This window comes from Alsobacter soli, assembly GCF_003004785.1.
Taxonomy (GTDB): Bacteria; Pseudomonadota; Alphaproteobacteria; order Rhizobiales; family Beijerinckiaceae; genus Alsobacter; species Alsobacter soli.
This window is the reverse complement of the sequence record NZ_PVZS01000049.1, coordinates 1-13,763: the sequence shown is the minus strand read 5'-3', so window position 1 is coordinate 13,763 and position 13,763 is coordinate 1. Positions and strand designations below refer to the sequence as shown.

The following is a 13,763-nucleotide window of genomic DNA, read 5'->3' as shown; positions in this document are numbered from 1 at the left end:
GCGCCTCCGGCCTTGAGCCTAGCCAGGAGCTCGGCCGCCGGTGTGAACGAGAAGTCGTGCAGCAGGATAACCACCTCCTGCTCGTCCCGGCTGGCGTGGTCCTTGTCGCGCACGATCAGCGGCGCGGCCAGGAGGTTCTGCTCCTGCAGGGTGTGCGCGTGCATCCAATGGGTTCCGGCGGCACCGACCGGGAAGGCGTAGCGGCGCGAGGCGCCCGGTTCCAGCAGCGGCTCGGGCGCGCCCGCGACACCGTCGGCCGCCCAGGGCGGCGTGAGGCCATGCCAGTGGATCGTGGTCGGCTCGGCGAGCTCGTTGCGCAGCTCGACAGCGAAGGTGTCGCCCTCGGCGAACGTCAGGCCGGCCGAGCCGTCCGCCTGCTGCAGCCCGCAGACCGTCGCGGGCTTGCGGTTGACCTCGATGGTGCGCGTCAGGGCGCGAAGCAGCTTGGGCGCGCCCTCCGGGGCGCCTTGGGCGCCGGCTGCACGGACCAGCGCGGCGGGGGCGCCGAGCGCCAGGGTGCCAGTTGCAGCCGCGCGTAGGAAGTCGCGACGGTGGATCGTCATGGTAGGGACCTCGTTGAGGGCCGGCGCTCATGTGGCCAGCCGCCTAGTCGATGGGTCGCGGGGGCCCTTGGACGGCTCCCGCCCAAGAATTCATGCCGTGGCCTCGCCCGACTTCGACGCCGGCGGCCGCAGCCGCGGGATGAAGGCTGGGACGCTGGCCATGTAGCGGGCGTAGTCGTCACCGAACCGCCGCAGGCTGTCCTGCTCCTCGCGCCAAGCGAGCCTCGCGTAGACGGCGACCAGCAGCGGGAACATCATCAAGGTCGGGATCGTCGGCCACTGCAGCAGGAAGCCGAACATGACCAGGACGAAGGCGGCGTATTGCGGGTGGCGGATGCGGGCGTAGGGCCCCTCCGTCGCCACCGCCCCGCGTCGCTGGGCGTCGAAGAGCCGCTTCCACGAGGCCGCGAGCAGCCAGAAGCCGGCCCCGATCACAGCGGCGCTGCCCAGGTGCAGCAGGCTCCAGTGCGGGTCGCCCTTCCAGCCGAGCAGCGTGGACCAGAGGTGGCCCGCGTCGTGCGACCACAGGTCGACGCCAGGGAGGCGCCGCCCCAGCCAACCCGACAGCAGGTAGACCGTGAGCGGAAAGCCGTACATCTCGGTGAACAGGGCGACGATGAAGGCCGAGTAGGGCCCCAGCGAACGCCAGTCCTTGTCCCAGCGCAGGCCGCTGAAACTCGCCGCGAAGGCTATGAAGAACACCGAGTTGATGACCACGAGGGCCCAGAGGCCGTAGGCGGGCGTGTCGTGCATGGCGCCCTCCTCAGCGGCCGGGCTCGTCCGGGCGGGCGCCGGCCCCCCCGGGCGAGCCGTGATGGTGGTGGTGGCCGCCGTGCATGAACATGTGCATCAGCGGACAGGCGAGCAGGAACAGGTAGGGCAGCACCCCGAAGAGGTGTGCCTGGTGCTCGGCCAGGAGGTAGAACGCTGCGACGGCCAGCAGCACCGCGAGCCCGAGCCCAGCGGCCGAGCGCCAGAACGAGTTGGTGCCTTCGTGCCGCGGCTCGGAGAGGTCGTGGGGGGTCATGAGCGCCTCCTACTTGGCCTGCGCCGACCACGCCCGCAGGGTCTGCAGGTCGTCCTGGTGGGAGGCCGCGAATTGCTGGGCCCGGCGGCGGGTCTCCGAGTCGTCTGAGAAGGCCGCGGCCGTCTTGGCTGCGTCGGCCAGCGCCTCCTCCAGAGCCGTGGCCAAACGGGCGAACTCGGCGTCGCCTCTGCCCGGATTCGTCTGAAGGGCGGCCACCGCCCGCTGGGCGATTGCGCGGTAGGTGATGCCCGCGAGACTCTGGTCGGATGCGGCGGCCCGGGCTCCGCCCGGCCCCATTCCCATCCCGGAGCCCATGCCCATGCCTGAGGCCATACCCATGCCTGAGGGCATGCCCGAGCCGGCCTGGGCCGAGCCGCCGGCCATGCCCTGCATCATGCCCTTCATCATGGACTGCATCATCTCAGGCATCATCGGGCAGCCCATGGCCGCCGATGCGCCCTGACTGCCGCCCTGGGCGGGGGCGGACAGGGCCGGCGCGGCCTGCTGGGAGCCGGCCGCGTCGGATGAGGATGAAGGGGCCGCCTCGGCGGCTGGGTGGTGGGCGGAATGGTCCTGGACGTCGCCCGTCTGGGCGTAGGCGGGCGCGGAAAGCGCCCCGATGGTGAGCAGGATGGCTGCGATGCGCATGGTGAAAGTCCTCGTCAACGTGAAGGGGCCGCTGCGCGCGGGCGCGGGCGGAACAGGCTCAACCGTGACGGGATCTCGGCGGCCGCTCTCCGGGCGAAGACAGGAGGCCGCTCAGAGGGACGGGCCTTGTCATTGGACGCGAGAGAGCGGGCACGGAGAAGGCCGGCCCCGAAGCCGCCAAGCCGACGAGCGCGCAGCAGCATGGCCCTGCCACGCAGCAGGGACAAGGCGCGACGGCCAGGGAGGGCGCCAGAGCCGCGCCCGCGAGGGCCTGGGCGTGGTGGACCCGCATCTCGGGACCCGCATGAAGGGCGCCGTGGGCGGCCACAGGCTCGGCGTGGGTCAGCGCGAGCAGAAGCAGGCCCAGCACCGCAACGAAGCGGGCCAGCTGACCGGTGGGGGGAAGCCGGGTGCTCATGTATTCAGACTGGCCCAGGAAGCGGCCCTTTGCATTGCGCTCGATCAAACCTGACAAAAAGCGCAGCACCGGCGCGACGTTTAGTCCGAATAATTAGCCGAGAGACGCGCGGTCCGACTCAGGAGCCGGGATCGTAGGTGAAGCTCGCAACCTGCGCAGCTGTTGATCCGGGGCGCCGGATCTCAATGTCGATACTCTGGCGGCCGCTCTTGGAAAGGGACACAAACCCGCCGAATGTGACCGTGTCGGCGATCTTCATGGGCTCAAGTCTGGCCCAGTGCCGCCCGACCTGGCCCACCTCTGCTATGGCAGCGGACACCTCGGCATCCTCGACGCGGTTGCCTGAGGCATCGAAGATTGCGACCACCAGGTGCATGTCGCGCCCTGAAGTCGAGCCACCGTGCATGGTCGCCTCCGGATGATCTCCGGGGTGCCGCCTCGCGATCTGGGCCGGGATGACGCCGAGGTATACGCCCAGCTCTCCAGCTTTCCGGTACGGTTCCAGCACGTCGGCGCGCGGGTGAGCGGGTACGAAAGACCCGCACAGCCCGCCGGCCAGGATCAGCGCGTCGCGGCGAGAGATCATCCTCACCATGGTCGCTCCCCTTATGCCCGCAGGCGGTACGCGGGGGCACGCTATCACAAGCTTGGATCGGATCGTCTCCTGCCGCCTTGAGCTGGATCAGGTGTTGTCCCAAGCGGCCACGCAGATGCGGGGTCGAGCCGTCCTGCGCGGCCGGCCCGGTTGCGCGAGCCCCGCTCACGACTAGGGCGCGACAATGCCGTTCGGGCCCTTGCCGACCCGGTGACGGGCGACCTCCTTAAGCGAGTCCAGGTCGACGACGGAGACGGTGTCCTCGTAGGTGTCCGTCACGAACGCGCGGCCACCGTCCGGCGCCAAGGCGACGCCGTGGGCGCCTTTGCCGACAATGACCGTTGCTACCGCCGAACCAGAGGCCGCATCCAGCACGCTCACGGTGTTGTCGGGCGACTTGGCGTTGCCCTGGTTGGCCACGACCACGCGCTGGCCTGCCGCGGCGAGCTGCACCGGCCCGCGCCCCACGGGGGCGGTCCACGCCGTCTTCCGTAGCGCCAAGTCCACGGCCGCGACCTTGTTCTCGCCGTTGAGCGAAACATACAGCTTCGTCCCGTCCGGGGCGAAGGCGACCTGGACGGGAGCGGTTCCGACGGGGATGGCGGCCACCTGCTTGCGGGAGGCCACGTCAACCAGGGACACCGTCCCTGATTTCATGTTGGCGACCGCGAGCGTGCTTTCGTCCGGCGAGAGCCGCAAGCCGTGCGGGTAGCGGCCCACCGGGATCCGGGCGACGACGCGTTTCGACCCGAGGTCGATCACCGCGACGGCGTCGGCCGCCGCGTCGGTGACGTAGGCCAACCGGCCCTCGTGGTCCGGGACGACGTGGGCCGGATGCCCGCCGATCTCGAACTCGTCCTTCACGGCGAGCGCGCCGTCCCGCTCGCTCGCGGTCACCATCCGGCCGGCCGGCATCCCCGCGTGCCCGCCCTCGTGGGCGGGGACCCCAACGGCCAGCACCAGGCCGCCGGGAGCTGCGTCGACGTTGTGCGGGGCGAACGACAGGGCCAGCTGCTGCGCCTTGCCCGAGACCGGGTCGAGGGTCGTGATCGTCTGGCCGCCTTCGTCCGCCACGAAGACTGGACCGGCCATGGCCGGTGCGGCTGCGACGGCCACGAGGATCAACGTCGACGAGAGCAGGCGGGCAAGCATGGTGCGCCTCCGGATTTGCTTCCGCAGGTTAGATCCACCTGCGTCGCCGCACTTTGTTGCGCAGCAAACACCGGGCTCTCAGAGCCGCACGGCCCGCAGTTCGTCAGGGCTGCGAGCCAGGCGCCGCCATGTCAGGCGGGCTTCGCCTCTGCGTCGAGCATGGCAACGAGGATGCGGGTGCAGCGAGGCACCAGCACCATCTCGCCGCCTGGCACAACGGCCGACCTCGGCGCAGATGCAGCCGTGTCGACAGCCACTCGCCAGCTCTCTGCCCTTATCGGGACCACAAATCGGCACGGGGCGGCAGATGCGTTGAAGAGAAGGCAAAGGGCTCCAGTCCCATGGGCATTTATCACGCACCCGAGCTGGTTGTTGGGCCCGTCCCAGTCCGCGGGACCGCCGTTCGGACCGAACCACTCGATCTCCTCGGGCTCGTAAAAACGATCCGCGCTGAGAACCGGATGCGCCTTGCGCAGGGCGATCAGGTCGGAGACGAACGCAACCAGTTCCTGGTGCTGATCGGCCAGCCGCCAGTCGTACCAGGACGTCTCGTTGTCTTGGCAGTATGCGTTGTTGTTGCCGCCCTGCGTGCGGCGGAACTCGTCGCCACCGAGCAGCATGGGGACCCCACGCGAGACGAACAGGCTCGTTAAGATATTCTTGATCTGGCGAAGACGCATCGCCTCTGTCCCGGCGTCCTCGGCCGGCCCCTCCCAGCCGTTGTTGTCGCTGTGGTTGTGGTTCACGCCGTCGAGATTGCCCTCGCCGTTGGGCTCGTTGTGCTTGGTGGCGTAGGAGACGAGATCATTCAGGGTGAAGCCGTCATGGCACGTGACGAAGTTGATGCTCTTCACGGGGGAGCCGCTGCCGCCTTGCTGGTACAGGTCCGCGCTGCCGCACAGGCGGGTGGCAAAGCGCCCCGTCATGCCGGGATCACCGCGCCAGAACCGGCGGACCTCATCGCGGTAGTGACAGTTCCATTCAGCCCATCGCGTGCCCGGGAACCGGCCCACCTGGAATGCGCCGGCGCTGTCCCAGGCCTCGGCGATGAGCTTGACGTCCCGCAGCAGGGGATCCTCTGCGATCTGCTCAAGCAGGGGCGGGTTCGAGAGCACCTTTCCCTCGGCGTCCCGACCCAGGATGGATGCGAGGTCAAAGCGGAACCCGTCGACATGCATCTCCACCACCCAGTGCCGGAGACAGTCGACGATCATGCCGCGTACGACCGGGTGGTTGCAGTTCAGCGTGTTGCCGCAACCGGTGAAGTCCACGTACCGGCTCCGGTCGGGGGAGAGGATGTAGTAGATCGGGTTGTCCAGCCCGCGAAAGCTGTAGGTTTCGCCAGTGTCGCCCCCTTCCGCCGTGTGGTTGAAGACGACGTCGAGGATGACCTCGACGCCAGCCCTGTGGAGCTCGCGGACCATTGTCTTGAATTCGGTCAGCGCCGCGTGGGCCGAGAGCCCGGAGGAATAGCCCGGCATCGGTGCGAACAGGGCGACCGGGTCGTAGCCCCAGTAATCCGGCATGGGCGATCCCGTGACTGGATCATGTTTCCGTCTGGTGTAGGGGTCGAAGGCCTGCACCGGCATGAGTTCGACGGCTGTGACGCCCAGGCGTTTCAGGTAGGGGATCTTCTCGACCACTCCGAGAAACTGGCCCGGGTGGGCGGCTGCCGCCGAAACATGGATGGTGAGGCCCCGCACGTGGGTCTCGTAGATGATCGTCCTGCTCCATGGATGACCTGGACGGAGATCGTCCTGCCAGTCGAAGGAGTGGTCGGCTATGACGCCCCGGCGAGCTCGGTTCCGTGCACCGGGTAGCGGCGGGGACAACGGGCTCCAGGCTTCGCCCGCCACCGCGGCGGCGTATGGATCCAGCAAGCACCGGTCTGGCTCGAACCGAAGCCCGGGGCTCTCGGGACCCTCGGCCTGCAGCACGTAAAGCATCCCGTCCAGATCGCCAGAAAGACGGACGTGCCAGAGGTCGCCCGTCCGGTGGTGAGGCGGTCCGAGCTCAAGCGTCATGAGCGGCGATCTTGCGCCGATGCTATCGAACAGGAGCAGCGCAATTCTGGTCGCATGGCGACTGAACACGGAAAGGTTCATGCCCCCACGGCAGTCATGAAGCCCGAGGGGAAGCGGCTCCCCACGCTCGACACGAACCGAGACGGACGGCGGGTTCCTGATCTTCTCGTGCATCGGGCGGCCTTCTGCGCCGCCGGCGGCGGCCGGCGAAAGCCGGGCGGCTGTCGGGGTCCGTCAGGCGTGGCTTGCGTCCCGGCCTGTCGTGCCGATCAGCATCAGGCAAAATACGCCACAATCGAGGCCTCTTCCGAGCCTATGATCCGGGGGCACCAAGGACTGGACCCCCCCGGTGACAGGCATCCTCCCGTATACCCAGCGCACGAGCATCGCGTATTTCTCCATGGAAATCGCCTTGCGGCCGGAGATCCACAGTTACAGTGGCGGGCTCGGCATTCTGGCCGGCGACACGGCCCGATCCTGCGCCGACCTCGAACTGCCGGTCGTGTTCGTGAGCCTGGCGAGCCGGGCCGGGTATCTTCGGCAGGAGATCGCGCCGGACGGGTCCCAGGTCGGATATGACGACCCGTGGGAGCCGTCAGAGTGGGCGACCCCCCTGGACGCGATGATCGCTGTGTCGGTCGAGGGCCGATCCGTTTGGATCAGGCCCTGGCTCTATGTCGTGGCCTGCCCCCTGGGGCACCTCGTCCCGGTCCTTCTGCTGGACACCGACCTCGACCAGAACGCCCCCGAGGACCGCTCGATCACGGACCACCTGTACGGCGGCGACGATGTCTATCGCCTGAAACAGGAGGTTGTTCTGGGTGTCGGGGGCGTCCGCACGCTCCAGGCGCTCGGCTTCAGCATCCGAACCTATCACCTGAACGAGGGGCACGCGGCCCTGCTGACGCTCGAACTCCTGCGCCGCAGGCGCCGATCCGGACCCAACGGCTTGGAGCACGAAGTCGATCACGTTCGCGACGTCTGCGTGTTCACCACGCACACGCCGGTCGAAGCCGGACACGACCGGTTCTCCTACGAGCACGTCCGGCGTGTCTTAGGAGACGACTTCATCGCTCCCGACGAGATCAGACCTCTGGCCGGCGAAGACCGGCTGAACATGACCAGGCTCGCGCTCAACCTGAGCGGCTACGTCAACGGCGTCGCGCGCCGGCATGCCGAGACGACCCAGCGGATGTTCCCCGGTTACAGGATCGCCGCGATCACCAACGGCGTGCATGCCCCGACCTGGACCCATGCGGGGTTCGCCGAGCTGTATCAGGGGATACTGCCAAACTGGGGGCACGAGCCCGAGCTGCTCGTGCGCGCTGACCAGCTTCCTGACGAGGAGGTCTGGGCCGCCCACCAGGCCGCCAAGCACGAGTTGCTGGACGAGGTCCGACGCAGAACAGGAATCAGCATGGATCAGAACGCGCCGCTGATCGGCTTCGCTCGGCGCATGACGGGGTACAAGCGCCCGGACCTCCTGTTCTCGGACATGCAGCGGCTGCGCTCTCTCGCCGCCAAGTTCCCCTTCCAGGTCGTGGTCGCTGGCAAGGCGCATCCGCGTGACACGCAGGGGCAGCAGATCATCCGGGACGTCCATGCCCGGATGCGCCAGCTTTCGCCGGAAATTCGCATGGCCTTCCTGCCGAACTACGACATGGCGCTGGCGCGCACGCTCGTGGCCGGGACGGACGTTTGGCTCAACACGCCCCTGCCGCCGCTCGAAGCGTCGGGGACGAGCGGCATGAAGGCAGCCCTGAACGGGGTCCTGAACCTCAGCGTGCTGGACGGCTGGTGGATCGAGGCCTGCGTCGAAGGCGTCACAGGCTGGTCCATCGGCCGGGACGGCCCCGAAGGAGCCGAGCAGCACGGGCGTGATCTCTACGACAAGCTCGAAGGGGAGGTCCTGCCCCTCTACTACCACGACCGCGCCGGCTGGATCAGGATGATGAAGCAGGGCATCTCCAAGATTGCGTCCTACTTCAACAGCCAGCGCATGATGCGCCGCTACACGACGGAAGCCTATGTCCGCCCCTGAGGCGAGAAAGGGCGGTCATGAGGTCACCGGAAAAGCCGCTGAGCCCCGACGAGTCGGACCGGCTCGACGCCTACTGGCGCGCCACGAACTACCTGTCCGTGGGCCAGATCTATCTTCTCGACAATCCGTTGCTGCGAGACGAGCTGAAGGAAGAGCACGTCAAGCCACGCCTGCTCGGCCATTGGGGCACGACGCCCGGGCTGAACCTGATCTACGTCCATCTCAACCGGGTGATCCGGGCGAGAGACCTTGCCGTGCTCTACGTGTGCGGCCCGGGCCACGGTGGTCCCGGCATGGTCGCCAGCACGTACCTGGAGGGCGCCTATAGCGAGATCTACCCGAACATCTCCCAGGACGCCGCTGGCCTGCGGAGATTGTTTCGGCAATTCTCGTTCCCTGGCGGCATACCGAGCCATGCCGCCCCGGAGACGCCCGGCTCGATCCACGAAGGCGGGGAGCTGGGCTATGCGTTGCTCCACGCCTACGGGGCCGCCTTCGACAACCCGGACCTGATCGTGGCCTGCGTCATCGGGGACGGCGAGGCAGAGACCGGGCCGCTCGCGGCCTCCTGGCACTCGAACAAGTTCCTGAACCCCGCCCGCGATGGCGCCGTCCTCCCGATCCTGCATCTCAACGGCTACAAGATCGCCAATCCCACGATCCTCGCCCGGATCGACCAGGACGAACTTGAAAAGCTGCTGATCGGGTACGGTCACGAGCCGCACTTCATCGAGGGGAGCGAACCCGAGTCAGTCCATCAGGCCCTCGCGGCCACGATGGACACAGTCATGGACAAGATCGCCGCCATCCAAACTGCGGCTCGTTCAGGCCGGACCGGGGAGCGCCCGCGCTGGCCGATGATCGTGCTCAGGACCCCCAAGGGGTGGACAGGACCCAAGGAGGTCGACGGGCTCAAGACCGAAGGGTTCTGGCGGTCTCACCAGGTGCCGCTCGCCGACACCCGCGGCAACCCCGCTCACAGGAAGCAGCTTGAAGACTGGCTGCGCAGCTACAGGCCAGACGAGCTGTTCGACGACGCCGGGAAGCTGCGCCCCGAGATCGCTGCCCTGGCTCCCGCAGGCGAGCGCCGCATGGGCGCCAATCCGCACGCCAATGGCGGCCTCTTGACCCGTCCGCTTCGGCTCCCGGACTTCCGCGATTATGCCGTGCCCGTGAAGGCGACCGGTGAGGCGACCCGTGTTCTCGGAGCCTACCTCCGGGACGTGTTCGATCTGAATGCGGCGGCTCGCAACTTTCGGATCTTCGGGCCCGACGAGACCGCCTCGAACCGCCTCGACGCCGTGTTCGACAAGACCGACCGGGCCTGGATGGAGGCGATCCTGCCCGAGGATGTTCACCTCGGGCGCGAGGGCCGGGTGCTGGAGGTCCTCAGCGAGCACCTGTGCCAGGGGTGGCTCGAAGGCTACCTGCTGACCGGCCGCCACGGCCTCTTCTCGTGCTACGAGGCGTTCATCCATATCATCGACGCCATGTTCAACCAGCACGCCAAGTGGCTCAAGGTTGCCCGCGAGCTGCCGTGGCGTCGGCCCGTCCCGTCGCTCAACTACCTGCTGACATCCCACGTCTGGCGCCAGGATCACAATGGCTTCAGCCACCAGGATCCCGGCTTCATGGACGTGGTCGTCAACAAGAAGGCCGACACCGTGCGCGTCTACCTGCCGCCGGATGCGAACTGCCTGCTCTATGTGGCGGACCACTGCCTGCGGACCTATGACCGCGTCAACGTCATCATCGCGGGCAAGCAGCCCGCCCCTCAATGGCTCACGATGGACCAGGCGGTCGCCCACTGCAGCGCCGGCATCGGGATCTGGGAGTGGGCGAGCACGGACCACGGCGACGAACCCGACGTCATCTTGGCTTGCGCCGGCGACGTCCCGACGCTCGAAACCCTTGCTGCGGCCGCGATGCTTCGCGAGCGGGCGCCTGATCTCAAAGTGCGGGTGGTCAACGTCGTCGACCTCATGACGCTGCAGTCGCGGGACGAGCATCCACACGGGTTGGGTGACAGCGACTTCGACCTCCTGTTCACCAAGGACAAGCCGGTGATCTTCGCGTTTCACGGCTACCCCCACTTGGTCCACCGCCTCACCTACAAGCGGAGCAATCACAGCAACTTCCATGTTCACGGATTCCATGAGGAGGGCACCACGACGACACCGTTCGACATGGTGGTCCTGAACGGGCTCGACCGTTTCCACCTCGTCGAGGCGGCCGCGCGCCATGTGCCGAAGCTCGCGCGAGACGCCGCCCACATCGTGCAATCGGTCCGGGATAAGCTGGTCGAGCACAGGGACTACATCGCCCGCCACGGCGAGGACATGCCCGAGATCCGGAACTGGGGCTGGCCGGACCGCACGGCGGCGAAGAGCGGCGACTGACTCAGGAGTCAGAGTCACATGATCACTTTGTGCCCTATACCGACCCCGCCGTCGTGACACCCATAGCGAGCGCGAGGCCCAGGGCGAACACGAAGGCGCCGGCCAGCACTTCCATTGTCGCCACCAGCCACTCGGCGCCGCCGCGCCCGGAGGCCAGTCGCAAGGCCGCGCCCTTCGCGAACACGGCCAGCGCGGCGAGTGCGCCAGTGGTCACAGCCGTGCCGAACCCCATGGCGAGGGTCGCGCCGATGCCGGCAAGGTAGAGGCCCTGCGCCATCGCGAACACCAGCACAATGATCGCGCCCGAGCAGGGGCGGATCCCGGCGGCCAAGACGGCCCCGGCGGCCTCACGCCATCCTGCCGACGCGCGCTCGGGACCCGGGAGGTGGACATGTCCGCAGTCCGGCCCGCAAGCCTCGCAAGCCACGACCGACCTCACGGTCCCTTCGGGGCCTTGAGACCGCGAACCGGAAACGACCAAGTTCGACACTTCGCAGCCCGGCGAGCAGCCCTCATGAGGAGCATGGGCAGGCGACGACCCGTTGGGCAGAACGCGTGACGCCAGGGCACGCGCCTTGCGCCAAGTCAGGGCTGCGCCGATAAGGGCGACCGCGGCGAAGCTCGTCATCTCTACGGCGCCCGTGACGCTGGTCATCCGGAGCGCGGTGAGGCGCAACAGCCCGGATAGAACGGTGACAAGCGCGATGGCCACCAGCGCCTGAACGCCCGCGGCAGCAAAGGCCATCGCGAGACCGCGTCGCAGGGCTCGTTCGTTGCCGACGATCCACGCGGAAATGACCGCCTTGCCGTGGCCCGGTCCGGCCGCGTGGAAAACGCCGTACGCGAAGCTGATCGCCGCCAGGGACCAGCCGGCCGACCCGTTCGCCTTGAGATCGCGGATGGCCGCGGTCAGTTGGTGGTAGAAGGCGGCCTGCGTCCCGAGGATCCATGCAGCCAACGCATTGCCGGGCGCCCCGGCTTCGCGCACCCCGACACCGAATGGATTCTTGGGCGCCGGCGCCGCGCTGGCCATGCCGCCCACGGCCCAAGTGAGCAGAAGCCCGACGAGGCCAACGAGGCCGACCGCGCCAAGCGCGATTGCGATGCTCAACAGCAGGCGCCTGCGGTCGCAGGACTTGAACTCGGCCCAGGGCGGCGCCGCGGCCACGCTCACCGTTTCTCTCACGGACATGCGATGATCACCTTGGAGGCAAACTGAAAGCCCATGTTGGCGTTGGCGAAGTAATCCTCGGAGAGGGTCTGCGCCTTCGGATCCGGCTTCTTGGGGCGGGAAAGCTGCACGGCGCAGTTCGCAGGCGATCCCGTCAGCTTCACGGCGTCGTCGCCGTCTGCGTAGCTGAAATCGACGAAGAAGGTCGGATCGTAGACGTCAAGGATGAGCGTGCGCTTCGCGAAGGCAGGCTCCTTGAGCGGAATGGTGAAATTGAGCGTCAGCTGATTGTGCGCGTGCTCAAGCCAGTAGTCCTGGGGCGCTCCGAAATCCTGCTTCCCACGGTGAAGAAGCCCGTCTCCGCCAGGGATTCGGTGTTCACCTTCGCCAGGCCTGCCAGCTCGTCGCGCGAGTAGACGCCGTCCCCGTTGGTGTCGAGCCCCTGCACGGCGTAGCTCGTGTAGGCGTCGTCGAAGGTCCAGTGATGCTTGATCGCGCCGATTCGGCCGTCAGAGGTCCAGACCACCTCGCACTTCACGGTCACCCAGACGTGGGGATGGGCTGATGCTGGTCCCGTGCCCGCCAGGAGCATCATCACGGCGACCAAAAACCAAGCCGAACAATCTCGGATCACGCGCCATGCTCCCCCGCACCCTGGCCAACAGCTCGCGGCCGGGAGCACGCGCTAAGGGCCACATGAGGCCGCAGCGTGGCGCGTAGATTACGGTTTGTTCAGCCCGCGTGTTCCGGGCGCGCTCTGGACAGAGCGCACCCTCATCAGGATAGCTCACCAAGAGCTCAGAGCCGCACGGCCCTGAGCCGGACGGCGTTGCCGATCACGCTCACCGACGAGAGCGCCATGGCCGCGGCCGCGATGATCGGCGACAGCAGCAGCCCGAAGACGGGGTAGAGCACGCCGGCAGCGACCGGGACGCCGAGCGCGTTGTACACGAAGGCGAAGAACAGGTTCTGGCGGATGTTGCTCATCACCGCCTCGGAGAGCCGCCGCGCCCGCACGATGCCGGTCAGGTCCCCCTTGAGCAGGGTCACCCCTGCGCTCTCGATGGCCACGTCCGTGCCCGTTCCCATGGCGATGCCGACCTCAGCCGCGGCCAGCGCCGGGGCGTCATTGACGCCGTCCCCCGCCATCGCGACGACCCGGCCCTCGCGCTTGAGCTTCTCGACCACGGCGCTCTTCTGCTCGGGGAGGACCTCGGCCTCGATGTCCGGGATGCCCAGCCGGCGCGCCACGGCTTGCGCCGTCGTGCGATTGTCGCCCGTGAGCATGACCACGCGCACGCCCTCGTCGCGCAGCGCCTTGAGGGCGCCGGCGGTGGTCGCCTTCACCGGGTCGGCTATGGCCAGGATGCCGGCCGCCTTCCCGTCAACGCCCACGAAGATGGCGGTCGCGCCGTCCTGGCGGAGCTCCTCCGCCCGAGCCGCGAGCGGGCCGACGTCGACGCCCCTCTCGGCCAGGAAGCGGGCGTTGCCGAGCGCCACGGCGCGGCCGTCCACGGAGCCGAGCGCCCCCTTGCCGGTCGGGGAGTCGAAGTCGGCGAGCTGGCCGGGGGCGATGCCCTTCGCCTCGGCCGCCGCCACGATGGCGACAGCCAGCGGGTGCTCGCTCGCGCGCTCCACCGTCGCCCCGAGGCGCAGGATCTCCGCCTCGGGGAAGCCTTCCGCCGGCACGACGGCTGTGACCGCGGGCTTGCCCTCGGTCAGGGT

General features: G+C 68.1%; 12 protein-coding genes and 1 pseudogene. 3 read left to right on the top strand and 10 right to left on the bottom strand.

Annotation, left to right across the window (positions count from 1 at the left end; genetic code table 11):
- From SLNSH_RS23475 to SLNSH_RS23460, 4 genes are all read right to left on the bottom strand, one after another.
- The coding region (locus SLNSH_RS23475; RefSeq protein WP_158266876.1) for a multicopper oxidase domain-containing protein at nt 1-563 on the bottom strand (563 nt) is incomplete at its 3' end.
- 90 nt (nt 564-653) lie between these two features.
- Entirely contained in the window at nt 654-1,316 is a 663-nt protein-coding gene (locus tag SLNSH_RS23470) for a methyltransferase family protein (RefSeq protein WP_106340597.1), read from the bottom strand.
- Between the two features lie 10 nt (nt 1,317-1,326).
- On the bottom strand, nt 1,327-1,590 hold the full coding sequence (locus SLNSH_RS23465; protein WP_106340595.1) for a DUF2933 domain-containing protein: 264 nt from the start codon (nt 1,588-1,590) through the stop codon (nt 1,327-1,329).
- Nucleotides 1,591-1,599: 9 nt separating this feature from the next.
- Nucleotides 1,600-2,238 (bottom strand): hypothetical protein, encoded by a 639-nt coding sequence (locus tag SLNSH_RS23460; RefSeq protein WP_106340593.1) that lies wholly within the window; start codon nt 2,236-2,238, stop codon nt 1,600-1,602.
- Between the two features lie 304 nt (nt 2,239-2,542).
- On the opposite strand from SLNSH_RS23460, the gene SLNSH_RS25065 reads away from it, so the two are divergent.
- The gene (locus tag SLNSH_RS25065; RefSeq protein ID WP_158266875.1) at nt 2,543-2,710 is read left to right on the top strand and encodes a hypothetical protein; all 168 of its coding nucleotides are present in this window, start codon (nt 2,543-2,545) and stop codon (nt 2,708-2,710) included.
- A gap of 64 nt (nt 2,711-2,774) precedes the next feature.
- On the opposite strand, the gene SLNSH_RS23450 is transcribed toward SLNSH_RS25065, so the two are convergent.
- From SLNSH_RS23450 to glgX, 3 genes are all read right to left on the bottom strand, one after another.
- Nucleotides 2,775-3,251, bottom strand: coding sequence for a hypothetical protein (locus tag SLNSH_RS23450; protein WP_106340589.1), 477 nt, complete (start codon nt 3,249-3,251; stop codon nt 2,775-2,777).
- A 171-nt stretch (nt 3,252-3,422) separates the two neighbouring features.
- A complete protein-coding gene (locus SLNSH_RS23445; RefSeq protein ID WP_106340587.1) occupies nt 3,423-4,403 on the bottom strand; it encodes a YncE family protein in 981 nt (326 codons plus the stop codon).
- Nucleotides 4,404-4,534: 131 nt separating this feature from the next.
- The gene (gene glgX, locus SLNSH_RS23440) at nt 4,535-6,601 is read right to left on the bottom strand and encodes a glycogen debranching protein GlgX (RefSeq protein ID WP_106340585.1); all 2,067 of its coding nucleotides are present in this window, start codon (nt 6,599-6,601) and stop codon (nt 4,535-4,537) included.
- Nucleotides 6,602-6,776: 175 nt separating this feature from the next.
- Here glgX and glgP point away from each other — a divergent pair, with 175 nt between their 5' ends.
- Both glgP and SLNSH_RS23430 read left to right on the top strand, forming a co-directional pair.
- Complete coding sequence (gene glgP, locus SLNSH_RS23435; RefSeq protein ID WP_245422462.1) at nt 6,777-8,468, top strand: alpha-glucan family phosphorylase; 1,692 nt, start codon at nt 6,777-6,779, stop codon at nt 8,466-8,468.
- A 17-nt stretch (nt 8,469-8,485) separates the two neighbouring features.
- Nucleotides 8,486-10,867, top strand: a complete 2,382-nt coding sequence (locus tag SLNSH_RS23430; protein WP_106340581.1) for a phosphoketolase family protein — start codon at nt 8,486-8,488, stop codon at nt 10,865-10,867.
- Between the two features lie 34 nt (nt 10,868-10,901).
- Here SLNSH_RS23430 and SLNSH_RS23425 read toward each other — a convergent pair whose 3' ends face one another.
- From SLNSH_RS23425 to SLNSH_RS23415, 3 genes and pseudogenes are all read right to left on the bottom strand, one after another.
- Nucleotides 10,902-12,059: a nickel/cobalt transporter gene (locus tag SLNSH_RS23425; protein WP_106340579.1), complete on the bottom strand. Its 1,158-nt coding sequence runs from the start codon at nt 12,057-12,059 to the stop codon at nt 10,902-10,904.
- Nucleotides 12,050-12,630, bottom strand: a pseudogene (locus SLNSH_RS23420) (DUF1007 family protein). Before SLNSH_RS23420 ends, SLNSH_RS23425 begins: the two are co-directional and overlap by 10 nt.
- Before the next feature lie 206 nt (nt 12,631-12,836).
- A partial coding sequence (locus SLNSH_RS23415) for an HAD-IC family P-type ATPase (protein ID WP_146140366.1) occupies nt 12,837-13,763 on the bottom strand: 927 nt, incomplete at its 5' end.

Bases quoted from the DNA above. Each gene is read 5' to 3' on its own strand.
- SLNSH_RS23470 (WP_106340597.1), bottom strand. From the start codon at position 1,316: ATGCACGACACGCCCGCCTACGGCCTCTGGGCCCTCGTGGTCATCAAC.
- SLNSH_RS23465 (WP_106340595.1), bottom strand. From the start codon at position 1,590: ATGACCCCCCACGACCTCTCCGAGCCGCGGCACGAAGGCACCAACTCG.
- SLNSH_RS23460 (WP_106340593.1), bottom strand. From the start codon at position 2,238: ATGCGCATCGCAGCCATCCTGCTCACCATCGGGGCGCTTTCCGCGCCC.
- SLNSH_RS25065 (WP_158266875.1), top strand. From the start codon at position 2,543: ATGAAGGGCGCCGTGGGCGGCCACAGGCTCGGCGTGGGTCAGCGCGAG.
- SLNSH_RS23450 (WP_106340589.1), bottom strand. From the start codon at position 3,251: ATGGTGAGGATGATCTCTCGCCGCGACGCGCTGATCCTGGCCGGCGGG.
- SLNSH_RS23445 (WP_106340587.1), bottom strand. From the start codon at position 4,403: ATGCTTGCCCGCCTGCTCTCGTCGACGTTGATCCTCGTGGCCGTCGCA.
- glgX (WP_106340585.1), bottom strand. From the start codon at position 6,601: ATGCACGAGAAGATCAGGAACCCGCCGTCCGTCTCGGTTCGTGTCGAG.
- SLNSH_RS23430 (WP_106340581.1), top strand. From the start codon at position 8,486: ATGAGGTCACCGGAAAAGCCGCTGAGCCCCGACGAGTCGGACCGGCTC.
- SLNSH_RS23425 (WP_106340579.1), bottom strand. From the start codon at position 12,059: ATGTCCGTGAGAGAAACGGTGAGCGTGGCCGCGGCGCCGCCCTGGGCC.